The sequence below is a fragment of the Streptomyces wedmorensis genome (assembly GCF_000716445.1).
Lineage (GTDB): Bacteria > Actinomycetota > Actinomycetes > Streptomycetales > Streptomycetaceae > Streptomyces > Streptomyces wedmorensis.
The window spans coordinates 38,592-62,594 of sequence record NZ_JNWK01000062.1; the positions used below are offsets into that span (position 1 = coordinate 38,592).

Below are 24,003 nucleotides of genomic sequence, written 5' to 3' on the forward strand. Positions count from 1 at the left end.
TCCCCATGACGATCACTCCCGCCGATGAGGCGCGCGCCGGCCTGCCCGGACTCTCCAGCCACGCCGAGTACGAGGCCGCCGTCGAGCGGCTGAGGGAGGCGTCCCGCACGTACTTCGGCGCGGGGTACAGCCTGATGGACGACGCGACGTACGACCGGCTCCTGCTGGAGGTGAAGGCCTGGGAGGCGGGCCATCCCGACGCCGTCGTCGAAGGCTCGCCGACGGGCCGCGTGGCCGACGGGGCCGCACCGGTCGGCGACGTCGCGCACACCACGCGCCTGCTCAGCCTCGACAACGTCTTCACCCCCGGGGAGCTGGAGTCCTGGGGCGCCTCGCTCCGGCGCCGCCTCGGACACGAGCCGGCGGGAGGGTTCACCGTCGAGCCGAAGATGGACGGCGCGGCCGTCGCCGCCCGCTACCGCGACGGGCGGCTGGTGCAGATCATCACCCGGGGCGACGGCACCCAGGGCGAGGACGTCAGTCACGTCATCGGCACGATCGTAGGCCTCCCCGAGAAGCTCGCGGAGCCGCTCACCTTCGAAGCGAGAGGCGAAGTCCTGTTCACCCAGGAGCAGTTCGACGCCGCGAACGAGGTGCGCGCGGCACACGGCGCCGGCGTCTTCGCCAATCCGCGCAACGGGGCGGCGGGCACCCTCCGCGCGAAGGACCGGCCCTACCGCCTGGAGATGACCTTCTGGGCGTACGGCGCGGTCGCGCTCGACGGAGGCGCGTTCCCGCCCGCCGGGGCCACCCACGCCGAGACGCTGACGGCGGTGGAGGGGGCGGGGGTACGGACGACGGCCGCGACCCCGGCCGGACTGCACGTGGTGGCCACGCTGGCCGAGGCCCAGCAGCGGGTCGACGCGATCGCCGCGATGCGCCCGGCCCTTCCATTCGGGATCGACGGGGTCGTCATCAAGGCCGACAGCGCCGCCGAGCAGGCCGCGGCCGGGCTCGGCAGCCGCTTCCCGTACTGGGCCATCGCCTTCAAGCTCCCCGCCGTCGAGCGGCAGACCGTGCTGCGGGACGTGATCTGGGAGGTCGGCCGCACGGGCGTCCTCGCACCCACCGCGATACTCGCACCCGTCGAGCTCGACGGGTCCACCGTCACCCGCGCCACCCTGCACAACCCCGCCGACATCCTCCGGCGCGACCTCCACCTCGGCGACACCGTGACCGTCCACAAGGCAGGCGACATCATCCCGCGCGTCCAGGCCGCCGTCGTCGAGCTCCGTCCGCAGGACGCCGTACCGGTCCCGCTGCCGTCCGAATGCCCCCACTGCGGCGGGGAGATCGACCGGAGCCAGGAGCGGTGGCGCTGCGCGAAGGGCACCGCGTGCGCGCTGGCACCACTGATCGAGTACGCGGCCGGGCGCGACATCCTCGACATCGACGGGCTCGGCAGGAAGTACGTCGACGCGCTGATCGCGGGCGGCGAAGTGCGGGACGTCGCCGATCTGTTCACCCTCACCGAGGAGCAGCTCACAGCCGCCTCCGGCAGCGCCAAGCGGGGCGCGAAACTGGCCGAGCAGATCCGGATCGCCAAGTCGCGGCCCCTCAGCCGGGTCTTCTGCGCGCTGGGCATACCGGGCACGGGGCGGAGCATGTCCCGGCGCATCGCGGCGCACTTCGGCACGATGGAGGCGATCCGCGCCGCCGACGCCGCCGTCCTTCAGGACGTCGAGGGCATCGGTCCGGAGAAGGCGCCGGTCGTCGTCGAGCAGGTCGCCGCGCTCGCCCCGGTGATCGACAAGCTGATCGCCGCCGGTGTCTCCATGACCGAGCCGCGGCCGGAGAGCGCCGGAGCGCCGGTCGACGGGCCGCTGACCGGCAAGACCGTCGTGGTGACCGGGAAGATGACCGGCCCGCTCGACGGATGGGGGCGCTCCGAGATGGGCGCGCTGATCGAGAAGGCCGGCGGGCGGGTGGGCAGCGGCGTCAACTCACGGACCACGTACCTGGTCGCCGCGCCGTCCGCGAGCGGAAAGCCGAGCTCGAAGGCCGTCAAGGCCCAGGAGCTCGGCGTCGAGGTCCTCACCCCGGAGGCCTTCGCCGACCTCGTGGCCGTCTGCCTGGACTGAGTTCCGGCGCGTCACCCGTTCGCGGTGCGCGTGGTGGAGGGAACGTCGTCGACCGTACGCAGCGCTGCCCTGAGCAGCGCTGCGATCTCGGTGAAGCCGCGCCGCTCGGCATGACGCAGGGGCGGGACGCCGTCGGCGTCGGCGAGCGAGGGGTCGGCTCCCGCGGCGAGCAGCAGTTCCACGACCTCCTGATGCGTGCGGCCGCCGTCGCCGAGGATCACGGCCTCCAGGAGGGCCGTCCAGCCGAGGTCGTTGACGTGGTCGACGTCGACGGCGGTCTCCCGGAGCACCGCGCGGACGTAGGGGACGTGGCCCCGCTCGCTCGCCGGGATCAGCGAGATCCCGCCGAAGCGGTTGCGCAGGGTCAGGTCCGGGCCCGCGGGCAGCAGGGTGCGCATCATCTCCACGCTGCCGGTCACGCCGGTGACGAGCCACGGGCTGTCGTGACGGCGGTCCTGGGCGTCGGGGTCGGCCCCGGCCGCGACGAGAACCCGGGCGGCCTCGACATGGCTGCCGAGCGAGGCCAGGAGCAGCGGCGAGCGCAGCTCCTCGTCGCGTGCCTCCACGGAGGCGCCGGCCTCCAGGGCGGCGTGGACCTCGTGGGCGTCACCCCGGCGGGCGGCCGCCAGCAGGCGGCGGTTGCGGTCGCTCATCTCGGTCCTCCACGTCCGTCCTGTCCATGCCCGTCACATCGTGAGAGAAAGCCGGCGGCACCCGTACGGGGGGACAGGTGCCGCCGGCGTCCGGGGGGGGCGCCTACTTGGCGAGGGTGGCGACGCCGGCCTGGGCGTACTTCTCGTCGAGGTCGCCGGCGAGGGCGCCGGCGGCGACGGTACCGGTGAGGACGCGGGTGCGCAGGGACAGCTTCTTCATGGTCTTCGGCTCCTTGGTGGTCGCCCCTCCAGGGGCCCGGGAAGCTTCTGCGTTCCCGCTCTGACGTCCATCCTGGGGGCGGATGCGGCCCTCGCCGGTCGACCTGGAGGCTCCGCCCGGCGCACCTGGCGGGGGACCCGGGGGTCAGCCGATCGGTTGATACGGAATGGATCAATCCGGATAACCTGGGCGCGAGGACACGACCGGAGGCGAGGAGCGAGCGGTGCGGATGAACGAGCGGTCGACACCGGGCACCGAACGGTCGCTCATGGGCACGGAGGACTCCGACCCCGACGCCGGCTGGCTCGCGACCGTGATGCACGTGGCGTTCTTCGTCCTCCTGTGCTCGTCGCTGACCCGCTACCTCATCGTCCACCCCGGAGCCCGCAGCACCCCCTGGGTCGTCGCCCTGGCCGCCCTGCTGTCCCTGCTGTACGTCCTCGGGCCGGTGCTCGGCCCCCGACGGACGCCCGCCCCCGGTGGGCGCACGGCGGGTCCCATGATCTGGCTGGCCGCGGTGATGGGGACCTGGCTGACCCTGGTGATGCTCGCACCGAGCTTCGGCTGGTGCGCGGTGCCGCTCTTCTACACAGGCCTGCGATCCCTGCGTACCCGATCCGCGATCCTCCTGGTCTCCCTCATCACCGCCTGCGTCGTGGCCGCCCAGGTGAAGCTTCGGCTCCGCTTCGGCTTCGACCCGAACCTGATGTTCGCGCCGCCGGCCGTCGCCGCCGTCGCCACGGCCGTCTTCGTCTACTCCCAGCGCCAGGCCGACCGGTTGCGGACCGTCATCACCGACCTCGTCCGCACCCGCCGGGAACTCGCCGCGACCGAACGGCGGGAGGGGACGCTCGCGGAGCGCCAGCGGCTGTCGATGGAGATCCACGACACCCTCGCCCAGGGCCTGTCCAGCCAGAAGATGCTGCTCCAGGCGGCGGACCGGCTGTGGGACACCGATCCGCAGGCCGCCCGCCGCCACATCCGTACCGCCGAGTCCATCGCCGAACTCAACCTCACCGAGGCCCGCCGCTTCGTCCACGACCTGGCCCCCGCCGACCTAGCCGACGGCGCGGGCCTCGACAACGCCCTGCGCTCCCTCGTCGAGCGCGAGGCCTCCGACACGCTCCGGATCCACTTCCACCAGGACGGCGTCCCCGTCACCGTCCTGCCCGAGCGCGTGCGGTCGGCGCTGCTGCGCATCGCACAGGGCGCCCTCGCCAACATCCGCGAACACGCCGACGCCCGATCCGCCGCCCTCACCCTCACCTACCTCGACGACCAGGTCGTCCTCGACATCGCCGACGACGGCCACGGCTTCGACCCCGCCGACACCCCCGGCGGCGTGGTTGTCCGGCCGGCCGGGGCGCTGGACGAGATAGCCGGTGTTGATCGGCGGATCCTCGGGCTCGCACAGCGCGACGAGGGCGCCCGTTCCGAGTTCGGCCTCGCAGAGGTACCGGGGCAGGACCGTGAACCCGGCTCCGGCGGTGACCGCCGCGAGGACGCCGCGCAGATCGGGGACGGTGACGGCGGCGGGGCACGACAGCCTTGTCCCGAAGACGTGGCGCCAGTAGCGGCGCGCGATGGGAACGTCCTCCGCGTAACTGACCAGCGGGACGGCGTGCAGGGCCGCCGGCCCTTCCCTGACCACCCGTTCCCTCACGCGGTCCGCCCATACGGGGGCGGCCACGAGGACGAACTCCTCGTCCATCAGCGGCACGGACACCAAGGTCCGCCCGCGCGGCCGGAAGGTCGCGACCACCAGGTCGTGCCGCCCCGCGCGCAGCTCCTCCAGGAGCGCCTCCGTCAGCCCCGGCGTCACCCGCAGCCGCACGCCTTCGGCGGCCGCCGGGGCGAGCGCGGGCAGGACGCGCGTGCACAGCAGTTCCGCGGGCCCCGCCAGGTGCACCGGCGCGCGCCGCTCGTCGCGCGACTCGTCCTGCCCGGTCGCCGCGGCGAGCGCGTCCAGCGGAGCGGCGACGCGCGCCGCCAGATCGTGTGCGACCGGCGTCGCCGCGACCCCCCGCGGCAGCCGCGCGAACAGTTCCCTTCCCGTCTGCCGCTCCAGCGACCGGATCTGCGCGGTCACCGTCGGCTGCGACAGGCCGAGGAGCCCCGCGGCCGCCGTGAACGACCCGGACCGGTAGACCGCGAGGAACGTGCGCAGCAGGTTCAGATCCGACACGGCAGCGACGCCGGAGACCGGCGACGCGGACCCCGAGCCATCGGAATTCACATGCGTCACCCCGCCAGCCTACCGATCTCCCTATGGGCGCGGCGCGTGCCGTCGCCGGGCGGGCCCCGTCCCGGTCAGCCCAGCATCCTGACGACCTCGGCCGCGAGCGGCGCGGAGGAGGCGGGGTTCTGCCCGGTGACGAGATTGCGGTCCACGACCACGTTCGGCGCCCACGGCTCGCCCACCCGAACCTCGACACCGGCCTCGACGAGCCGCGACTCCAGCAGCCACTTCGCCTTGTCGGCGAACCCGGCCTGCGTCTCCTCGGCGTCGGTGAACGCGGCGACCTCGTAGCCGGCGAAGGCGTTCGTGCCGTCCGGCCGCGTGGCGGCGAGCAGCGCCGCCGGCCCGTGGCACACGACCGCGAGCGGCTTGCCGGACTCCAGCGCGTCGATCAGCAGCCTGCCGGACGTGGTGTCGACGGCGAGGTCCTCCATCGGCCCGTGCCCGCCGGGGTAGAAGACGGCGTCGTACTCGGCCAGATCCACGTCCTCCAGCCGGATCGGCTTCTTCAGCTCCTCCATCGAGCCGAGCACGGCGGCGATCCTGTCCGCCGCCTCCTGCCCGCCGTTGGCCTCCGGCGCGAGGCTCCCCCGGTCCACCGTCGGCACCACGCCACCCGGCGTCGCCACGACCACCTCGTACCCGGCCGCCGTCAGCGCCTCGTACGGCGCCACGGCCTCCTCCGCCCAGAACCCCGTCGGATGCTTCGTACCGTCCGCGAGCGTCCAGTGGTCGACGCCGGTCATCACGAAAAGAATCTTCGACATGCTCTCACTCCAAGCAAGCAGGCCCTCAGGGCCCGACGATCAGGACTCCCCGCCCCGACGCAACCCCTCCGGGCCGTCGACGCGGCGACGTCCTCGAACGTAGACCCGTCCCGGAACCGCCACCAATGGAGAACCCGATGCCCGACATCGGGATTCCGATGGTTCACCGGGGAATACCCCCACCCCGACGGCACCCGTCGGGGCCCCCGCGCCGCGCGCCGGGCCGGTGGCCGTGGGGTCAGCTGTCGCCGGCCCGGCGCTGGCGGGGAACGGCGATGTCGTACGGCCGCCTGGGTGGACCGCCGAAGCGGACGGGGACGCCGGGGGAGTACAGCACGCTGACGGGTTCGCCGAGGGGGCGGGGGAATCCGGCGGCGGTGAGGAGGCTCTCGTCGAGGGAGACGAGCCGGGCGCGGTGCAGGGGCCAGCGGGGGTGGGTGTTGGGGAGGTAGAGCGGCCGTCCGCGGAAGGAGCTGTGCATGCCCCATCGCGCGGTCAGGAAGTGTTCGAGCGGGGTGGGTTCGTCGACCCGTTCCCCGACGTCCACCGAGATCGCGCTGTGGGCCCCGCGTGGTCCCGGCCACCGCCGTCTGCTGCTGTAGGTGAGGGTGGTGCCGTCGTTCCGGACGCTCATCCTGGACCACACGTACGGCAGCCGGAACGCCCACCGGCCGACGGCCACCGGCAGCAGGCGGGACGCGTCGAGCGAGCGGAAGACCACCCCACGGCGCCCGTGGCCGTCCACGGAGTACAGCCGGACGTTGGTCTCGGGGAAGCTGCCGAGGTACGGGAGCCCCGGCAGCCGGAACCAGCCGACTCGGTGCATCCGGAACGCGACGAGCCCCACGTACGTCACCCCGTCGAGGGTGTCCGGCACGGTGCCGCCCGGCAGCAGCGGCGCCACCTCGGCGGGCTCCACAGGCCAGTGCAGGAACGCCAGGTCGAGCCACGACTGCGTGAGCAGAGTGCGGTCCGTGCGGTGCGGCGGGTCGGCCGATATGGGTTCGGGCGGCGTCTGCGGCATCGCAGCAGTATCCAGGATCGCGCGGCGAGGACGGGGCCGCTCCAGGACGCCGGGGCCTTCCCGAGCCCGCGTGGCGCGCCCGGGACGAGCCGGGTGACCAGGGAGGATGAGGAAATGCGCGGCGCTGGTGTGGTGAGAGACGGGCGGACGCCCACGGCGGGACGTACCGCCCGGAGCTTCGGCGGGGTACGCGGCCGGGGCCCCGGCGGGGACGTCAGACGCTGCCGGGGCCTCGGTGCGGAGGTCGTGCACCGCCCGGGCCTCGGCTGCGGGGCGGGGCGACGTTCCGACGGGGCCCGCGCCGAGGGTGCCGGGCGGGGGCGCGGCGGAGTCCCCGGTCACGGCTTCCGGCGCGGGCTCGGACGGCAGGTCCGTGTGGTGGGCTCGCGATGAGTCCGGCGTCGGCGCTGGAGCCGGAGCTGTTCGACGCGACGATCGCGGCGGTCGCCCTGTTGGCCGGGCCCGAGCACCGGCTGATCTACACGAACGAGGCCTTCACCCGGCTGTTCGGCCGGCGATCGGTGGGGCTGCCGGCCCGCGAGGCGTTCCCGGACCCGGACTCGGGGCGGTTCCTGTCCGTGCTCGCCGACGTGCGGGCGACGGGACGCGCGCGCCAGGTCACGGGAGCTCGCGAGGTCGACCCGGGCGCCGTCGGCCAGGCGGCCCGCTTCGTCTACTCCTGCAGCCCCGTCACCACACGCGACGGCGCCGGGGTCCTGGTGGTGGCGATGGACACGACGCCGGAGAGCCGCGCACTCCAGCGGTACGAGGCCCTCGTCTCGGCCGTCTCGCAGATGGTCTGGGTGATGCACGACGACGGTTCCATGGAGGAGGTCGTACCCGGCTGGCAACAGCTCACCGGAGCGCCGTGGCACGGCCGCGCGGACGACCGCTGGTACGCCTTCATCCACCCGCGCGACCGGGAGAAGCTGAGCGAGGCGTGGCGTGCGGCCGCCGAACCCGGGGGCACCGGCGTCTTCCAGAGCACCTTCCGGGTCAGGACGACCGACGGCTCGTACCGCCACCTGACCACGCGCTGCGCCCCCGTCCTGCACGAGGGCCGTGTCGCCGAGTGGATCGCGGCCACCGCCGACGTCGAGGACACCTGGGGCACGCACCTGCGGGAGAGCCTGCTGGCGCGGGTGGCGGCCGTCTCCGGCGGGAGTCCCGAGGAGGCGTTCGCCGCCGTGGTGAAGGTGGTGGTCCCCGAGCTGACGGACGCGTGCCTGATCCTGCTGCTCTCGCACGAGGAGTGGCCGCTGCCGGAGAACGCCACGGTCACCGCCCGGCGCGTCGCCTCCGCCACCCGGCCCGGCCTGCCCGCCCCGCCGGCGCTGCTGGGGCAGCAGGTCACGGTCACCGAGACCGTGCGCGAAGTGCTGGAGCGTCGCGTGCCCAGGACGTTCCCGCTTCCGGAGGGCGGCCCCGTGCCGCCCGGCCTCGTCCCGGAGGTCACCGAGCGGTGGCTCGTCGCCGCGGGCGCGACCAGCCTGACGCTCGTTCCGCTCGTCGTGGAGGACATCGTCCTGGGCTACGCGGCCACCAGCACCAACGGGGACACGCCCGTCCCCGCGCCGGCCGACGCCGAACTGCTGAGGGAGGTGCTGCACCACGCCCAGCGGCCGATCCGCAAGGCACTCGACCTCCAGCAGGCGCGTCGTACCGCCCTCGACCTCCAGCGGGCCCACCTCACCAGGCCGCCCGACGTCCCCGGCGCGAGCCTGGCCGCCTGCTACCGGCCGGCCAGCTCCTCGCACGAGATCGGCGGCGACTGGTACGACGCGATCGTCCATCCGGACGGCACGCTCGTCCTCGACATCGGCGACGTCGCCGGCCACGACCTCGCCGCGGCCACCGCGATGGGCCAGCTCCGCAGCATGCTCCGCGCCCTCGCCTGGCACAAGGGCCCCGACCGCACCCCGGCCACCGTGCTCTCCATGCTCGACGACGTCGCCGAAGGCCTCGCCGGCGCTCCCTTCACCACCGCCGTCCACAGCCACCTCGTCCGCCGCCCGGACGGCACCTGGCACATGACCTGGTCCAACGCCGGCCACCCACCGCCCCTGCTCATCCCCGCGCACGGCACCCCGCGTTTCCTCACCGGCAGCGGAGAGGACCCGCCCCTCTGCGTGGGCCCCCGCATCGCCCGTACCGGTCACCGGCACACCCTCGCCCCCGGCGACACGCTCCTCCACTACACGGACGGACTCATCGAATCCCGCACGGGCTCGCTCGAAGACGGCCAACGACGCCTCGCCGAGGCCGCCGCCGGCCACCGCGGCGCCCCCCTTCCCGAACTTCTCCTCCTCCTCGACGAACTGTCCGACCACCGCGACGACACCGCGATGATCGTCTTCCGCGCGGGCCCCGCTCCGACCAGGGAGGACACTCCCTGAGGGGTGGGGTGTCCGTCCGGCCGTCCTTCGCGTAAATGCTTCGACACGGGCCGCGATGATCGGGAACCCTTCGCACGGTGACCCGAATCGATGACACGCCGCCCGCGTGGGACGAGCGCACCCAGCTCACCACGTTCCTCGACTACACCCGCGACACGGCCCGCGCCAAGTGCGCCGGCGTCTCGGCGGAGGACGCCCGCAAGGCGCTCCTGCCCGGCTCGCCGCTGATGACCATGTGCGGATTGATCAACCACCTCCGCTGGGTCGAGTACTACTGGTTCCAGGTGGTCTTCCTCGGCGAGGAGGACCAGGGCCCCTGGACCGAGGAGGACCCCGACCGCGAGATGCGGATCGCCGTCGACTTCCCGCTCGCCCGACTGCTCGACGAGTACGCGGAACAGAGCGCCCGCTACCGCGAACTGGTCGAGGGCAACGCCCTGGACAGCCAGGCGAAGCGTCCCGTCCGCAACGGTGTCCACGTCGACCTGCGCTGGATCCTCCTCCACCTCACCGAGGAGACGGCCCGCCACAACGGCCACCTGGACATCCTCCGGGAGATGCTCGACGGCACGACCGGCTGAGACCGCCGCCTTCCGGGGGCGGGCGGCCGGGAAGTCCGTGGGGCTTGTGGTTGCCGTTGCGGCAGCTCCTACGGTCGTGACCAGGGGCGGAGAGACCGGCCCGCCAGGTGAGGCGTGAGGGAGACGGCGATGGACTGGCCGATCGCGGAGGTAGCCAGGATGTCGGGCGTGACCGCCCGGACCCTGCGGCACTACGACGACATCGGCCTCCTGCCGCCCGCCCGGATCGGGGCCAACGGTCACCGCTACTACGGCGAGCGTCAGCTGCTGACCCTGCAGCAGATCCTCGTCCTGCGGGCCCTCGGCCTGGGGCTGGAGGTCATCGGCCGGGTCCTGGCCGAGCAGGTCGACCAGGTGGAGGCCCTGCGCGGGCACCGCCGCCGGCTGCTCGCCGAGCGGGACCGACTGGACGTCCTGGCCGCCACCGTCACCCGCACGATCACCGAACTGGAGCAGTCCAGGAAGGACGGCACCCCCATGACCGTCAACCGCCCCGAGAACCTCTTCGACGGCGTCCAGCCCGAGCAGTACCAGGACAGCCTGCGCGACTTCCCCGAGCACGCCGAACAGGTCGCCCGGCGGGTCGCGGGCATGAGCCCGCAGGACATCGAGGCGGGGCAGCGCGAGCGCACCGCCCGGATGGTCCGTCTCGCCGAACTCCGGGCCGCCGGCCACGCGGCCGACGCCGAACCGGTGCAGGCCGAGATCGACGCCCAGTACCGGGCCCTCGCCGTCCTGCGCCCGGTGTCCGCACAGGAGTTCCGGGAGATCGGCCGCGCCTGCGTCGACAACCCCTCCTGGCATGCCGCCCACGACGCCATCGCACCCGGCCTCGCGGCATTCCAGCGCGACGCCATCGACGCCTACGCCACCGACCGCCCGGACGCCGCATCAACCGCTTGAGGCAGTGGCACCTACCCAGGGCCTCCGGGCTCCGCCGAGCGTACGAGCGACCGCTTCGAACCCACCAAGAAGGTGAGAAGGGCCGGGCTTTCGGCGGTGGCCCGGGGCGTCGGACCGGCCCGTGGCGAAGACGACACCGAACTGCGCGGCTACTGGGACGGACTCTCCGGCAGCGGCACGGTGTCGGTCCCCCTGGAGAAGCAGATGTGGGGCGACGTGTTCGGCGTGTGCACGGACAGCTTCGGCATCACCTGGATGGTCGACATCAGCGAGCGGCAGGCCTGACACACCTCGGCGCGGAGGGCTATCGTCGGCAAGCTACTCGGCGGTAATCTGCGGGCCCGGTCAGCCGCGCGTGGGGGAGTGGTATGGGTACGGTCACGTCGTTCGATCCCGTCGTCGAACACGAGAGGACCCGCGCCGCCCTGGCCGACGTGGTCCCGCGACTCGTCCGGCTGCTCCGCGACGTGCCGGACCCGAAGGCGGCATCCGGCGTCCCGGTCTGGACGGTGGGCGACGTCGGCGCTCACCTCGCCGCGGTGTACCTCGCGTACTGCTCCCTCGCCCACGGCGACGAGTCCATGGACTGGGACAGCGTCCTCCCGGACCACGACGGGCCGCTCGACGAGCGCATCACCGCGATGAACGCCACCGCGATCGGCCTCTTCGGCGACGAAGAACGCGCGCGCCTGGGCGACTTCGTCGCGGAGCGGGGCGAGGCCTTCCTCCGGGGCACCGAAGGCCTCGCCCCGGACACGCCCGTCTCCGTCCCCTGGTTCGGGAAGGATCTGACCCTCGCGACCCTCACCGGCCTGATGCTCAGCGAGAGCCTCGTCCACGGTCTCGACATCGCCCGCGGCGCCGGGCTCCCCTGGCACATCGGCCCCGACGAGGCCCGGCTCGTCCTCGGCCAGACCATGCCGGCGATGATGGCCCTGGCCCTGGACACCGCGAAGGCACGAGGCGTCACCCTCGCCCTCGACCTCGCCATCAAGGGCGGACCCCGGCTCGCCGTCGTCATCGACGCCGGCACCATGACCGTCACCCGCGACGCCCCACCACGCGCCTACGACTGCCGCCTCACCGCGGCACCGGTCGCCTTCCTCCTCGTCTCCTTCCGACGCACACCCATCTGGAAGGCGGTCGCCCGCGGCCAGATGCGGGCCGGCGGACGCAAGCCCTGGCTGGCCATGCGGCTCGGCGAACTCATCGCGAATCCCTGACTACTGCCCCCGTCCTCATCCCTGCCCCTGCCCCTGCCCCCTGTCCCTGATCTCTGCGCCGGACCCTCGACAGCCGTACTAGCGTGGAGCGATGACCAAGTCCTTCGCTTCCGGGGCAGAGACGGGGACGGAGACGGGGACAGGGACGGGGATGAGGACGGGATGAGGACGGGGACAGGAGCAGCACCAGGAGCCGGTGTCCTGGGGCGCACGGGCAGCGTCGGCGCCCTCTCCCGGACGGCGCGTCACACGCTCGTACGGTCCCTCTACCTGCTCACCGCCCCGCTCACCGCCCTGGTGGGGCTCGTGGCGGTGCTCGCCGGCGTGTTCGGCGCGACGGCCGGCCTCCTGCTGCCCGGGGGCACGAGGGCCGCGGCCTGGGCTCTGGAGCCGGCGCGGTGGTGCGCGAACCTGGAACGGTGGCGCATCGGCAAGGTGCCGGGCGGCACACGGGCCGACCTGCGACCGAGGCCGAGGCCGACGGGGGAGGGTGCCGCGCTCGCTCCCGGGGCGTGGCTCGACGCGGCTCACGCGGTGGTGGTGCTCCCGGTCGCCCTGGTGACGGCGACGCTGACGGCGCTGTGGTGGTTCGTCGGTCTCGCCTGCGCCACGTGCGTGCTCCGCTACGAGGACGCGCCGCGCGGGTCGTTGCGGCCCCTGTCCCTGAACGCCGGGGACGCCGCTTCGCACGTCACCGTGAGCCTCGGACTGTCGTCGCCGACGGACCGGGTGGCGTTCGGCACGGCGGCGGGCCTGGTGCTGCTGCTCACCCTGCCCCTGGTCGCCAGGTCGTGCGCCACCGCGCAGGCCCGGCTCGGAAAGGCACTGCTCTCCGACGCGTCCGCGTTGCACCGGAGGATCAGCGGCCTCGAACAGGAACGTGACACGGCCCGTGCGCAGACGGTCGCCGCCGTGTCGGCCGAGGCGGCAGCGCTGCGCCGGCTGGAGCGGGACATCCACGACGGGCCGCAGCAGCGGCTGGTCCGCCTCGCGATGGACCTCGGGCGGGCGCAGCGCTACCTCGACAGCAGGCCGGAGACGACCCGAGCGGCACTCGCCGACGCGATCACGCAGGCCCAGGAGGCGCTGGAGGAGCTGCGCGCCTTGTCGCGCGGCATCGCACCACCGATCCTCGTCGACCGCGGCCTGCCCGAGGCGCTCACCGCTCTGGCCGCCCGTTCCACCGTCCCCGCCGTACTCGATACCGTTCCGCTGGACCGCCGCCTGGACGCCGGCGTCGAGACGGCCGCGTACTTCGTCGTCGCGGAGTCACTGACCAACGTGGCCAAGCACAGCCACGCGCACCGCTGCGCGATCGGACTACGACACGGCGAGGGAACCTTGACGGCCTGGGTGACGGACGACGGAGTGGGCGGCGCGGCGCCGTCCAAGGGACACGGACTGCGCGGCCTGGAGGAACGGCTCCGCGCGGTCGGCGGCCGGCTGCGGGTCGACAGCCCCGTCGGCGGCCCTACGACGATCACCGCCGAGATCCCATGCCGCTGACCCCGCCCGAAGGAACGCCCGAGGCCATGAGCGCGCGCCCGCCCGTACCCGCACCCTCACCCGCCCACCCGTCCGAGCCGTCACCCTTCCACGCCTCCGAGCCGTCACCCCTGCACCCTTCCGAGCCGCACCCCGCCCCGGCCCCCCGCCGACCCCTCCGCATCGTCGTCGCCGACGACTCGGTGTTGCTGCGCGAGGGCCTCGTCCGCCTGCTCGGCGAGGACGGACACGAGGTCGTGGACGCGGTCGGCGACGGCCCTTCCCTGGTCGAGTCGGTCCTCGACCACCGTCCGGACGTGTCAGTCGTCGACGTACGGATGCCTCCGACGCACTCCGACGAGGGCCTGCGGGCGGCGATCGCCGTCCGCGCCCGACTGCCCGGCGCCCCCGTGCTGATGCTCAGCCAGTACGTGGAGGCCTCCTACGCGGGGGAGCTGCTCGCGGACGGCTCGGGCGCCGTCGGCTACCTGCTGAAGGACCGCGTCGCCAGGATCGACGAGTTCCTCGACGCACTGGACCGGGTCGCCCGCGGGGGGACGGTGCTCGACCCCCAGGTCGTGGCCCAGCTCCTGGCCGAGCGGCGTCGGGACAGCCCGGTCGACACCCTGACTCCACGCGAACGCCAGATCCTGGCGCTCATGGCCGAGGGCTGCTCCAACGCGGCCGTCGCCCGGCAACTCGCGGTCTCCGCAAGCGCGGTGGAGAAGCACATCGGCAACATCTTCGCCAAGCTCGGCCTCCTGCCCGACGACGCCCACCACCGCAGGGTCCTCGCCGTCCTCGCCCACCTCAGGAGTTGACGGCCGTCGGGGTCGGCGGTTCCGACCGCCCCGGCCCGGCGTCGGGCGGGGCCGGTTCCCACCATCCCGGCCCGGCGTCCGGGCGGGGCGACGCGCGACGGGTACACCTGCCCGACGCGCCCACCGCGCCGGACCGGGCGCCCGACCCTACGGTGGCAGCATGAGCGACCCGGAGAAGAACAAGACCGCGGCCAAGGCGTTCTACGACCTGATGTTCAACCAGTGCCGGCCCGCCGAGGCCATCGAGCGGTACGCGGGAGACATCTACATCCAGCACAACCCGCACGTCGCCGACGGCAAGCAGGCGTTCGTCGACTACTTCGAGCGCATGGCCGCCGAATATCCCGGCAAGCGGGTCGAATTCAAGCGCGTCTTCGCCGAGGGCGACCACGTCGTCCTGCACTGCCACCAGATCTGGCCCGACGAGGAGTACGCGGGCATCGACATCTTCCGCTTCGACGCCGACGGCAGGATCGTCGAACACTGGGACGTCCTCCAGGTCGTACCGCCCGCCTCCGCGAACGACAACACCATGTTCTAGGCGGCCGTCTTCGGGGGTGTGGCTGTCCACACCCCCGATGTCCGGCCTGCTCCGGTGACCACGTGTGCCCGGTGGGCGACGGTGGTCGGCATGACCTCAGCACCCGACCTCACCGGTCGCGCGGCACCGTGGCGATCGGCGGACGTCTCCCGCCGTACCGTCGCCGCCCTCTGCTTCCTGGCCGTGGCCCTCGTCGCGGCCTTCGTCCTCCTCCCCCGCACACTGGCGGCGACCGGCTCCGGCGGTGGCGCCGTCGACCGGCGCGGCCTCGCCCGGGCGTTCCGCGAGGCGTTCGTCGCGTACTGGAGCTCCGGCGCGCGGGATCACTCCCCGGGGATGGCGGGGGTCGTCGACTACTGGTTCCGGTATCACGTGACCAAGGCCGTGATCGCCGCGCTCCTGCTGGCGACGCTCGCCGTACTCGCGGTGCTGCTCTGGAAGGCCTTCCCGGCGGCCTCCCGGCAAGCCGGTGGCCTCGGAGCGGGAAGGAGAGTCGCACTCGGGTCGGCCGGTGTGCTCGTCACGGGGCTCGCGGTGTTCTCCGCCGCCATGGTGATGGCCAACGTCCAGGGCGCGGTGGCCCCGTTCGCCTCCCTGTTCCCGATGCTGCCGACCGGCGCGTCCGCCGAGGGGCCGCTCGCCGACGCGCTCGTGGAGGTCAGGCGGGGACTTGCCGACCCCGCACCTCCGGGAGGCCGTACCCCTCCCGCTCTCGGCGTGATGATCGACGACTTCGCGCGGTACCACGTGGCGATGGCCGTGGCCGCCGGGATCGTGGCGGTCGTCCTCCTCGGCATGAGCGCGGTCGCGTGGCGGAGGCTGCGCGGGACCACGGCGGCCGATCGGCCGGCGAGGCGTGTCCGGGCGTCGTTCGCGGTCCTCTGGGCTTCGTCGTCGCTGATCGCGACGGTGGTCGCGGTGGCGAACACGAGTACCGCGGCGGACCCGGCCCCGGCGCTGCTGGCGTTCTTCGAGGGGAGTTGGTGAGGCGGCGATGGCCCCTGGCGACGGTGGCCCCGGCGACGGTGGCGCAGGTCGGGACGAGCAGCGGCAGGGCGGTGCTGCCCTCGTGCGGGGCAGGCCGGGGGCGTCAGCGTGCCGGATCGTCGGCGATGCGGTAGCCCACCCCGGTCGTCGTGGTGATGACCGGCGGGGCGCCCAGCTTGCGGCGCAGCCGGCCGACGGTGACGGTCACGGTGTTGGTGAACGGGTCGGCGTTCTCGTCCCAGACCTGTTCCAGGAGTTCCTCGGCGCTCAGGAAGCCGGGACTGGCGCGCAGGAGTGCCTCCAGGACGGCGAACTCCTTGACGGACAGGGCGAGTGGGCGGCCGTCGCGGGACGAGGTGCGGCGGACCGGGTCGAGTTCCAGTCCGGCGGCGCGGAGGGTGCGGGGGCGGGCCGCCGGACGGCGGCGGGCCAGGGCGTGGACGCGCAGGACCAACTCGGGGAAGTGGAAGGGCTTGGCGAGGTAGTCGTCGGCGCCGAGGGTGAGCCCGCTGACCCGGTCGCCGGGCGTTCCGGCGGCGGTGAGCATCAGGACCATCGGACGGTCGTCCCGTTCGGTGATCATCCGGCAGAGCGTGTCGCCGTGGATGCCGGGCAGGTCGCGGTCGAGGACGACCACGTCGTACGGGGTGAGGTCGAGCTTCGCGGCGGCGGCCAGGCCGTCGTACGCGAGGTCGACGGCCATCCCCTGATCCCGCAGCCCCTCGGCGACGACCTCGGCGAGGGCCCGCGCGTCCTCCACGACCAGGATCCTCACGGCGTCACCTGTCGTACCTTCGCGGTGGGGTCCACCCGGCCGCCCGCCGGCGGCAGCGTCACCGCGACGCGCAGGCCGCCCTCCGGCCGGGCCCGGAGCACGAGACGGCCGTCGTGCGCGGCGACGATCGCGGCGACGATCGACAGCCCCAGGCCCGAGCTCCCCTCCGGTCCGGTGCGGGCGACCCCCAGCCGCTCGAACGGCCGCCCGAGGCGGTCCACCTCCCGCTGGTCCAGGAGGGGCCCGCCGGACTCCACGACGAGACGGGCACCGGTGCCGTCGTCGTCGGTGGCGACGCGGATCCGGCCGTCCACGTCGTTGTGCACGATCGCGTTGTCGACGAGGTTCCTCACCATCCGGGAGAGCAGCACCGCACTGCCCCGCGCCCAGGCGTCCGGTCGTACGTCGGTGTCGAGGACCAGGCCCTTCGCGGCGATGTCGGCGGCACGGTCGGCCAGTGCCTCGCGCGTCTGCTCCGCGAGCGACACCAGGGTGCGGTCGGCGAAGGCGCCGTGCTGCGCGCGGGCGAGGAGGAGGAAGCCGTCGAGGAGGTGGTCCAGGCGGTCCAGTTCGGTGCGGATCCGGCCGGCGAGCGCGACGGTCTGGGCGGCGGGTTCCGGTTTGGCGACGGCCACGTCGAGGGAGGCCCGGATCGTCGCCAGGGGCGTACGCAGTTCGTGCGAGGCGTTGCCGACGAAGCGGCGCTGCGCGTCGAAGGACGCCTCGAGGCGTTCGAGGAGGTCGTCGACCGTGTCGGCGAGTTCCTTGACCTCGTCGTCCGGCCCGGTGACGGCGAGCCGCTCGTGCAGGTTCTCCGCCGTGATCCGCCGCGTCGCGGCGGTGATCAGCCGCAGCGGGCGCAGGACCCGGCCGGCCAGGATCCGGCCGAGCAGGAGCGAGAGCGCCGCCGCCACCACCAGTGCGACCAGCGAGCCGAGGAGCATCCGGCGTTCCTGCTGCCCGTGCACGTCCGCGAGCTGCGCCTCAAGGGCCCGGATGTGCGCTTCGGCGGCGGCGAGGCCGGGTTCGCCGGTCGGGACGGGCGTCGGGGCCTGTCCAGGGGCGAGCGTCGTCTGCCGCACGCCGGACATGAGGTAGGTCAGCGCGAGCAGCAGGACTCCGGAACCGAGGAAGCCGGTCGCGTACAGGATCGTGAAGCGTCGTCCGACCGTCCCGCGCCGCAGCATGCCCATGGTCCTCTTCCCGTGCGTTCGGCGGCGGAGAACACCGGCAGGGAGCCGGCCGCGCCGGACCCAGCATGCCGTGCCGCACCTAACAGCGTCATGACAGGCGCGGTTCGGCCCCTGTTACGGCCGCCTCCGTAGAACCGGAACCATGCTGAAGACCCACGAACACCTCCGGCGGGAATGGACCCGCTTCCGGCGTCCGGGCCGACTCGTCGCCATGGTCCTGGCGGCCCTGGCCGTCATCGCCCTCGGCCTGGTCTACGCGTACGGCAACCACGCGTCCTGCGACGGTCCGTGCCCCGTCGATCCGACCGGCCCGGACGGCACTCTCGTCAACGACCAGTTCTCCTTCATGCACCGGGACCTCGGCCGGGACGGCAGCATCACGGTCCGGATGACGTCCATGACGGGCACGATCACCTACCCGCCGCCGCCCCACGACACGATCGTCCCGGGCCTGGTCCCGTGGGCGAAGGCCGGGATCATCATCAAGGACGGTGTCCGCCCGGGATCCGCCTACGCGGCGCTGATGCTGACCGGCGGCCACGGCGTACGGATGCAGTACGACTACCTCCACGACGTCGCGGGCAGCGGTGGCGGGGTCTCGGCCCGGTCACCGCGCTGGCTGCGGCTGACCCGGGCGGGTGACGAGATCACCGGCCAGGAGTCCGCCGACGGCGAGCGCTGGGTGACGGTCGGCAAGGCGACGCTGCCCGCGCTGCCCGCGACCGTGCAGGTCGGCCTGTTCGCCACCTCTCCCGGCGATCTGACCCTGCGGCCCGTCGGGCTCGGCGGCGCCACGGAACAGGTGCGCTGGACCCAGGCCGGCGGCACGTTCGACCACGTGACCGTCACCGGCACGGATGCGGCCGGGGGATGGAAGGACGAGACCGTCGGCGAGGCGAACCGTACCGACTGGGAGAAGGACCAGACGCGGTCGGGGGCGGTGCAGAAGAACGGCACGATCACCGTCACCGGAGCCGGCGACATCGGACCTGCGGGTGCCGAGGACGGCGCGCGCCCGGTCGAACGCACCCTCGGCGGCCTGGCGCTCGCCCTGCTCGTCGTGCTCGTGGTCGCGGTGCGGTTCGCCACCACCGCGTACCGCCGCGACCCGGAGGACGGGCCGCCGGTCACCCGCGCGGAACTCGCCGCGAAGGCCGTCGTCGTCGCGGCCGTCACCTTCGTGACGGGTCTCCTCTCCCTGGGCGTCGTGATCCCGGTGGGCGCGAACGTCCTCAAGGGCAACGGCATCCCCGTCCTCGCGGTGTCCGCGTTCACCGGCGCGCGCGTCGTCGTCGGCACGGCCTTGGCGCTCGCCCTCTGCGCGCTGCTCGCCCTCGCCCTCGGCGCCCTCCTGCGGCGCGCCTGGATCGCGATCGCCGTCGTGGTCCTGACGGTCGCGGTCCCGTACGTGGTCACCTCGTTCCCGCTGCTCGCCGACACCGTGTCCCAGTGGCTGCTGCGGCTCACCCCGGCCGCCGGCTTCGCCACCCAGCAGAGCCTCGTCGCGTACCCCCAAGTGGTCGCCCATCACGCGCCGTCCACCGGCTACTTCCCGCTTCCCTGGTGGGCCGGTCTCGCGGTGCTCGGCGCGTACGCGGCGGTGTTCCTGACGCTCGCTCTGAAGCGCCTGCCCCACCACGACGAGTAGAAGAAATCGACCAATCGCCCACTCTACGATCGAAATTCGATCAATCGACAAGATTGCATTGACTCGATCATCGACCGCACCTAACTTCTGGCGGCACCGGACCGTCAGAAAGGTGTCGCGCTTCATGACCACCAGAGCCAACCGAGTACGCCAGGCGTCGGGTCGCGGCCTCATCGCCGCGACCCTCGCCCTCGTCGGCACCGTCGCCCTCGCCGAGGCGCCCGCCTCGGCCGAGGGCGCCACCACGTACGTCGACTGCTCGCGAACGGCCGCGGGCGACGGCAGTCAGACCTCGCCCTTCAACAGCATCGCCCAGGCCAACGCGAAGACGTACGGCCCCGGCGACACGCTCGCCTTCGCCTCCGGCACCACCTGCACCGGCTCCCTCGCCCCGCAGGGCAGCGGCACGGCCGCCGCGCCCATCACCCTCACCGGCTACGGCACCGGAGCCCTGCCCGTGATCGACGGCGGCGGAGCGGCGAGTGCCGTGACCCTGACCAACCAGGACCACTGGCGGATCAGCGACCTGAAGCTGACCAACCCCGCCTCCTCCGTCGCCCGCCGCACCGGCCTGCGGATCTCGGCCACCGACGGTACGGCGCACCGCGGTTACGACATCGGCCGTCTCGTCATCGACCGCGTCGCCGGCCAGACCAGCAAGAGCAGCCCCACCACCGAGGACTTCGTCCAGTCCGCCGGCATCGTCACGGGCGCGAGCGGCGCGAACTCGACCCTCAACGACGTCCACGTCCACGACAACCAGATCAGCAACACGGGCGGCGGCGGCCTCAAGATCCGCGTCGGCTCCATGGCGGTCAAGGGCGCGGGCGTGCTCATCGAGAACAACACCGTCAAGGACGTCGGCGGCGACGGCATCATCGCCAGCTACGCGAACGCGCCCATGATCCAGTACAACACCGCCTCCGGCGTCGGCAACGGCGCGTACCCGTTCTCCGGCGGCAACTTCGCCGGCATATGGGTGCTCGGCGACCACGACCCGACCATCCAGAAGAACGCCGTGTACGGCATCACGCGGATGTCCGTCGCCGACAGCCAGGCGTTCGACTGCGACTGGGGCAACACCGGCACCTGCACGGTTCAGTACAACTTCAGCCGCGACAACATCGGCGGCTTCTTCCTCGACTGCGACGGCTGCGGCACCATCGGCGCCGCCAAGCAGGTCGTCCGCTACAACATCTCCGAGAACGACTGCCGCATGAGCAGCGTCAGCGCCGGCCGCTCCGCCCTGCACATGTACAACAACGTCCTCTACTGCACGGACAAGAAGTTCGACATCACCCTCCCCGACGAGAGCGTCGTCGAGAACAACATCTGGGTGGGCACCGGCGACTCCCGGCTCCCCACCGGCTCCGGGATCTCCTGGCTGTGGAACGTCTTCCAGGGCGTGCCCCGGCCCACCGCCAACGGCATCGTCGGCGACCCGAAGTTCGTGAACCCCGGCACCGGCGGCGACACGATCCACTCCGTCGACGGCTACAAGCTGCGCTCGACGTCCCCGGCCCTCGGCAACGGCTCCGTGATCAGCGGCAGCGGAGGCCGCGACTACTGGGGCAACGCGGTGTCCGCGACCGCCAAGCCGCACCGCGGCGCCTACAACGGCCCCGGCCTGTAGGGCCTGTAGGGCCTATCCGGCCCTGATCCGCCGGACAGGCCCTAGCCCTCCTGGCGAACGTGCTTGTTTCAGGGAGGAGTTCGCGAGGGGAGGTGTGCGACGTGGAGGCGGTGCGGAGAGCTCTTTGAGAAAGCTTGTTGAATAACCCGTACCGCCGGTTCGCACTTGATTTGCTCCTGCCAACCCGCACAGGGTTCTCTCGAACGTTTGACGCCCCACACGTCAACACGAGGAGAGAACCACTTCCATGGCAACTCACAAGCGATCCCACGGACTTCGCAACGCGGCCATAGCCACAGGTGTGGCGGGCGCAGCAGCCGCGGCGCTGTTCGCGACCAACCTCGCCGGGGCCTCCACCCCGGCCGAGGGGACCGTGCACGGACTCGGCGCCCCCGGCGCCGTGGCCGGCAGCTTCGTCGTCATCCTCGACGCATCAGCGAACAAGGAGGACCTGGCGAAGAAGTACGGCGGCACGCTCGAGCGGTCCTACGGCTCGGAGGTCAACGGCTTCTCCGCGTCCGGCCTGACCGTCCAGGAGGCCAAGCGGCTCGCCGCCGACCCCGCCGTCGGAACCGTCGTGCAGAACAAGCGGTTCACCATCAAGGAGACCCAGGAGAAGCCCCCGTCCTGGGGCCTGGACCGGATCGACCAGGCGGAGACGGCCGGCGACGAGAAGTACGCCTACCCGGACGGCGGGGGAGAGGGCGTCACCGCGTACGTCATCGACACCGGCGTCCGGATCTCGCACCAGGACTTCGGCGGCCGGGCCGCCCACGGCTTCGACGCCGTGGACAACGACCAGACGGCCGACGACGGCAACGGTCACGGCACCCACGTCGCGGGCACCATCGCCGGCACCTCCCACGGAGTCGCCAAGAAGGCGAAGATCGTCGCCGTGCGGGTCCTCGACGACAACGGCTCCGGCACCACCGAGCAGGTCGTCGCGGGCATCGACTGGGTGACCAAGAACCACTCCGGACCCTCGGTCGCGAACATGAGCCTCGGCGGCGGCGCCGACGAAGCGCTCGACGCCGCGGTCCAGCGCGCCATCGCCTCCGGCGTGACCTTCGCGGTCGCCGCCGGCAACGAGTCCTCCGACGCCGGCCAGGGCTCGCCGTCCCGGGTCCCCGAAGCCCTCACCGTCGCGTCCAGCACCAAGGACGACGAACAGTCGGACTTCTCGAACTTCGGCGCCGTGGTGGACCTCTACGCCCCCGGATCGGACATCACGTCGGCCTGGAACGACAGCGACACCGGCGTCAAGACGATCTCCGGCACCTCCATGGCCGCACCTCACGTGGCGGGCGCCGCCGCCCTCTACCTGGCGGCCAACCCGGCGGCCACCCCTGCCGACACCGCCGCCGCGCTCACCGGGGCGGCCACCCCGGACGCCATCAAGAACGCCTCCTCCGGCACCGCCAACAAGCTCCTGAAGGTGGCACCGTAACGACCCGCACCGCGCGCACCGCGCACGACGGCCCCCCACCCCGTGGGGGGCCGTCCCCTTTTTCCGCCCCCCGCCCTGTTCCCGGGAACCGGCCGTGGCGAGAATCTGTCCCTGTGGACGAAGACGGCCACGCGCCGAGGGGGGTACGGGGATGAGCGCATGGGTGATTCCGGGATACACGGAGTCCCGGGAGCTGGGCGCGGGCGCCGGCGGGCGCGTCGTGCTGGCCACGCACGACGCGACCGGGGTACCGGTGGCGGTGAAGTACCTGGGTGAGCGCCTCCGCTCGGACGAGGCGTTCGTACGCGGCTTCCGGTCCGAGGCGCGGCTGCTCGGCACCCTGGACACCCCGTACGTCGTCGGGTTCTACGAGTACGTCGAGGCGCCCCAGGGCGCGGCCATCGTCATGGAACTGGTGGACGGCGTCGCGCTGCGTGCCCTCCTCGCCCGCGAGGGGTCCACCGGCCCCGAGGCCGCCCTCGTGGTGCTGAAGGGCTCACTCCTCGGCCTCGCCGCCGCGCACCGGGCCGGCGTCGTCCACCGCGACTACAAGCCCGAGAACGTCCTAGTCGCCGCCGACGGCTCTTCGAAACTGGTCGACTTCGGCATCGCGACCGGACGCGACAGCAGGCCCGGTATCGCCGGAACCCCCGCCTACATGGCGCCCGAGCAGTGGAACGGCGCGCCCGCCTCTCCCGCGGCCGACGTCTACGCCGCGACCGCGACCTTCTTCGAGTGCCTCACCGGACGCAAGCCCTTCGCCGGGGACAACTTCGCCGAACTCGCCCTCCAGCACCTGGAGGCACCCGTACCGGACGGACAGGCACCGGAGCCGCTGCGACCGCTCATCCGCCGCGGCCTCGCCAAGGCCCCGCACGAGCGGCCGGAGAACGCTGACGCCTTCGTCAGCGAACTGGAGTCGGTCGCCACGGCCGCGTACGGTCCCGACTGGGAGGAGCGGGGACGAGGCCGACTCGCCGCCCTGGCCGCGCTCCTGCCCCTCCTCTTCCCCTCCTCCGGCGGCACGGCGCAGGGCACGACCGCACTCGCCACGTCGACGTTCACCCCACCGCCGACGCCCCGCCCCCGCCGGCTCCTGCCGCGCGGCCTGCCGGCCGGAGCCGCCGCCCTCGTCGTGGCCCTCCTCCTCGCCCTCGCCGCACGGGCCGGCGGCGAACCGTCGGACGGGGACCAGGCCGCCCAGGCCTTCGCGACGACGAACACCGCGCCGACCACGTCCCCGCCGGACCCGAGCGCCACACCGCCCCCGACACCGACACCCACCGCGCCCCCCGAACCCTCCGCCTCGTCCGAAACGCCCACGCCGACCGCGACCCCCGACTCCACACCGACCCACGACACCGAACTCACCCCCACCCCCACCAC

Annotated in this window: 18 protein-coding genes and 3 pseudogenes; 15 read left to right on the forward strand and 6 right to left on the reverse strand. The window is 73.0% G+C overall.

Features of this window, described 5'->3' with window-relative positions; all coding sequences use genetic code 11:
- Window positions 1-5: 5 nt before the first annotated feature.
- Window positions 6-2,081, forward strand: a complete 2,076-nt coding sequence (gene ligA, locus OO54_RS34250; protein ID WP_033210331.1) for an NAD-dependent DNA ligase LigA — start codon at window positions 6-8, stop codon at window positions 2,079-2,081.
- Between the two features lie 11 nt (window positions 2,082-2,092).
- On the opposite strand, the gene OO54_RS34255 is transcribed toward ligA, so the two are convergent.
- Entirely contained in the window at window positions 2,093-2,734 is a 642-nt protein-coding gene (locus tag OO54_RS34255; RefSeq protein ID WP_051787495.1) for an ankyrin repeat domain-containing protein, read from the reverse strand.
- Between the two features lie 449 nt (window positions 2,735-3,183).
- Here OO54_RS34255 and OO54_RS44215 point away from each other — a divergent pair.
- Window positions 3,184-4,299: pseudogene (locus OO54_RS44215) on the forward strand (histidine kinase); the annotation flags it as partial.
- On the opposite strand, the pseudogene OO54_RS34265 reads toward OO54_RS44215, so the two are convergent.
- The 3 genes and pseudogenes from OO54_RS34265 to OO54_RS34275 form a co-directional block, all read right to left on the reverse strand.
- Window positions 4,300-5,199 (reverse strand): annotated as a pseudogene (locus OO54_RS34265) (LysR family transcriptional regulator); the annotation flags it as partial.
- A 65-nt stretch (window positions 5,200-5,264) separates the two neighbouring features.
- Window positions 5,265-5,960: a type 1 glutamine amidotransferase domain-containing protein gene (locus tag OO54_RS34270; protein ID WP_033210334.1), complete on the reverse strand. Its 696-nt coding sequence runs from the start codon at window positions 5,958-5,960 to the stop codon at window positions 5,265-5,267.
- Window positions 5,961-6,198: 238 nt separating this feature from the next.
- Window positions 6,199-6,984 carry a YqjF family protein gene (locus tag OO54_RS34275; RefSeq protein WP_033210337.1) on the reverse strand — a complete coding sequence of 262 codons (786 nt, stop codon included), beginning with the start codon at window positions 6,982-6,984 and terminating at the stop codon, window positions 6,199-6,201.
- A 389-nt stretch (window positions 6,985-7,373) separates the two neighbouring features.
- On the opposite strand from OO54_RS34275, the gene OO54_RS34280 reads away from it, so the two are divergent.
- From OO54_RS34280 to OO54_RS34320, 9 genes and pseudogenes are all read left to right on the forward strand, one after another.
- Window positions 7,374-9,380 carry a SpoIIE family protein phosphatase gene (locus tag OO54_RS34280; RefSeq protein WP_051787497.1) on the forward strand — a complete coding sequence of 669 codons (2,007 nt, stop codon included), beginning with the start codon at window positions 7,374-7,376 and terminating at the stop codon, window positions 9,378-9,380.
- A gap of 77 nt (window positions 9,381-9,457) precedes the next feature.
- A complete protein-coding gene (locus OO54_RS34285) occupies window positions 9,458-9,961 on the forward strand; it encodes a DinB family protein (protein WP_033210339.1) in 504 nt (167 codons plus the stop codon).
- A 129-nt stretch (window positions 9,962-10,090) separates the two neighbouring features.
- On the forward strand, window positions 10,091-10,864 hold the full coding sequence (locus OO54_RS34290; protein WP_033210341.1) for a MerR family transcriptional regulator: 774 nt from the start codon (window positions 10,091-10,093) through the stop codon (window positions 10,862-10,864).
- Window positions 10,865-10,987: 123 nt separating this feature from the next.
- A pseudogene (locus OO54_RS34295) lies at window positions 10,988-11,149 on the forward strand (VOC family protein); the annotation flags it as partial.
- Window positions 11,150-11,232: 83 nt separating this feature from the next.
- Window positions 11,233-12,087, forward strand: a complete 855-nt coding sequence (locus tag OO54_RS34300) for a maleylpyruvate isomerase N-terminal domain-containing protein (RefSeq protein ID WP_033210342.1) — start codon at window positions 11,233-11,235, stop codon at window positions 12,085-12,087.
- 162 nt (window positions 12,088-12,249) lie between these two features.
- Window positions 12,250-13,593, forward strand: a complete 1,344-nt coding sequence (locus OO54_RS34305; RefSeq protein ID WP_063738360.1) for a sensor histidine kinase — start codon at window positions 12,250-12,252, stop codon at window positions 13,591-13,593.
- 26 nt (window positions 13,594-13,619) lie between these two features.
- Window positions 13,620-14,393, forward strand: a complete 774-nt coding sequence (locus OO54_RS34310; protein ID WP_078905489.1) for a response regulator transcription factor — start codon at window positions 13,620-13,622, stop codon at window positions 14,391-14,393.
- 160 nt (window positions 14,394-14,553) lie between these two features.
- Window positions 14,554-14,934, forward strand: a complete 381-nt coding sequence (locus tag OO54_RS34315; protein ID WP_033210344.1) for a nuclear transport factor 2 family protein — start codon at window positions 14,554-14,556, stop codon at window positions 14,932-14,934.
- Window positions 14,935-15,024: 90 nt separating this feature from the next.
- The gene (locus OO54_RS34320; protein ID WP_234439565.1) at window positions 15,025-15,921 is read left to right on the forward strand and encodes a hypothetical protein; all 897 of its coding nucleotides are present in this window, start codon (window positions 15,025-15,027) and stop codon (window positions 15,919-15,921) included.
- A gap of 103 nt (window positions 15,922-16,024) precedes the next feature.
- On the opposite strand, the gene OO54_RS34325 is transcribed toward OO54_RS34320, so the two are convergent.
- Window positions 16,025-16,696, reverse strand: a complete 672-nt coding sequence (locus tag OO54_RS34325) for a response regulator transcription factor (protein WP_033210345.1) — start codon at window positions 16,694-16,696, stop codon at window positions 16,025-16,027.
- Window positions 16,693-17,883 carry a sensor histidine kinase gene (locus tag OO54_RS34330; protein WP_234439566.1) on the reverse strand — a complete coding sequence of 397 codons (1,191 nt, stop codon included), beginning with the start codon at window positions 17,881-17,883 and terminating at the stop codon, window positions 16,693-16,695. The genes OO54_RS34325 and OO54_RS34330 overlap by 4 nt, the downstream gene beginning before the upstream one ends.
- Before the next feature lie 148 nt (window positions 17,884-18,031).
- Between OO54_RS34330 and OO54_RS34335 the strand changes: the two genes are divergently transcribed.
- The 4 genes from OO54_RS34335 to OO54_RS34350 form a co-directional block, all read left to right on the forward strand.
- Window positions 18,032-19,537 (forward strand): DUF1349 domain-containing protein, encoded by a 1,506-nt coding sequence (locus OO54_RS34335; RefSeq protein ID WP_033210347.1) that lies wholly within the window; start codon window positions 18,032-18,034, stop codon window positions 19,535-19,537.
- A gap of 124 nt (window positions 19,538-19,661) precedes the next feature.
- A complete protein-coding gene (locus tag OO54_RS34340) occupies window positions 19,662-21,170 on the forward strand; it encodes a right-handed parallel beta-helix repeat-containing protein (RefSeq protein WP_051787501.1) in 1,509 nt (502 codons plus the stop codon).
- Window positions 21,171-21,417: 247 nt separating this feature from the next.
- Window positions 21,418-22,617, forward strand: a complete 1,200-nt coding sequence (locus OO54_RS34345) for a S8 family peptidase (protein ID WP_033210348.1) — start codon at window positions 21,418-21,420, stop codon at window positions 22,615-22,617.
- Window positions 22,618-22,768: 151 nt separating this feature from the next.
- Window positions 22,769-24,003 (forward strand): serine/threonine-protein kinase (locus tag OO54_RS34350; protein ID WP_078905491.1); only part of this gene is annotated, 1,235 nt, incomplete at its 3' end.

Excerpts from the sequence above, each read along its gene's own strand:
- OO54_RS34300 (WP_033210342.1), top strand. The coding sequence starts at position 11,233 with ATGGGTACGGTCACGTCGTTCGATCCCGTCGTCGAACACGAGAGGACC.
- OO54_RS34280 (WP_051787497.1), top strand. The coding sequence starts at position 7,374 with ATGAGTCCGGCGTCGGCGCTGGAGCCGGAGCTGTTCGACGCGACGATC.
- OO54_RS34320 (WP_234439565.1), top strand. The coding sequence starts at position 15,025 with ATGACCTCAGCACCCGACCTCACCGGTCGCGCGGCACCGTGGCGATCG.
- OO54_RS34305 (WP_063738360.1), top strand. The coding sequence starts at position 12,250 with ATGAGGACGGGGACAGGAGCAGCACCAGGAGCCGGTGTCCTGGGGCGC.
- OO54_RS34310 (WP_078905489.1), top strand. The coding sequence starts at position 13,620 with ATGAGCGCGCGCCCGCCCGTACCCGCACCCTCACCCGCCCACCCGTCC.
- ligA (WP_033210331.1), top strand. The coding sequence starts at position 6 with ATGACGATCACTCCCGCCGATGAGGCGCGCGCCGGCCTGCCCGGACTC.
- OO54_RS34255 (WP_051787495.1), bottom strand. The coding sequence starts at position 2,734 with ATGAGCGACCGCAACCGCCGCCTGCTGGCGGCCGCCCGCCGGGGTGAC.
- OO54_RS34330 (WP_234439566.1), bottom strand. The coding sequence starts at position 17,883 with ATGCTGCGGCGCGGGACGGTCGGACGACGCTTCACGATCCTGTACGCG.
- OO54_RS34270 (WP_033210334.1), bottom strand. The coding sequence starts at position 5,960 with ATGTCGAAGATTCTTTTCGTGATGACCGGCGTCGACCACTGGACGCTC.
- OO54_RS34335 (WP_033210347.1), top strand. The coding sequence starts at position 18,032 with ATGCTGAAGACCCACGAACACCTCCGGCGGGAATGGACCCGCTTCCGG.
- OO54_RS34315 (WP_033210344.1), top strand. The coding sequence starts at position 14,554 with ATGAGCGACCCGGAGAAGAACAAGACCGCGGCCAAGGCGTTCTACGAC.
- OO54_RS34340 (WP_051787501.1), top strand. The coding sequence starts at position 19,662 with ATGACCACCAGAGCCAACCGAGTACGCCAGGCGTCGGGTCGCGGCCTC.
- OO54_RS34275 (WP_033210337.1), bottom strand. The coding sequence starts at position 6,984 with ATGCCGCAGACGCCGCCCGAACCCATATCGGCCGACCCGCCGCACCGC.
- OO54_RS34345 (WP_033210348.1), top strand. The coding sequence starts at position 21,418 with ATGGCAACTCACAAGCGATCCCACGGACTTCGCAACGCGGCCATAGCC.
- OO54_RS34290 (WP_033210341.1), top strand. The coding sequence starts at position 10,091 with ATGGACTGGCCGATCGCGGAGGTAGCCAGGATGTCGGGCGTGACCGCC.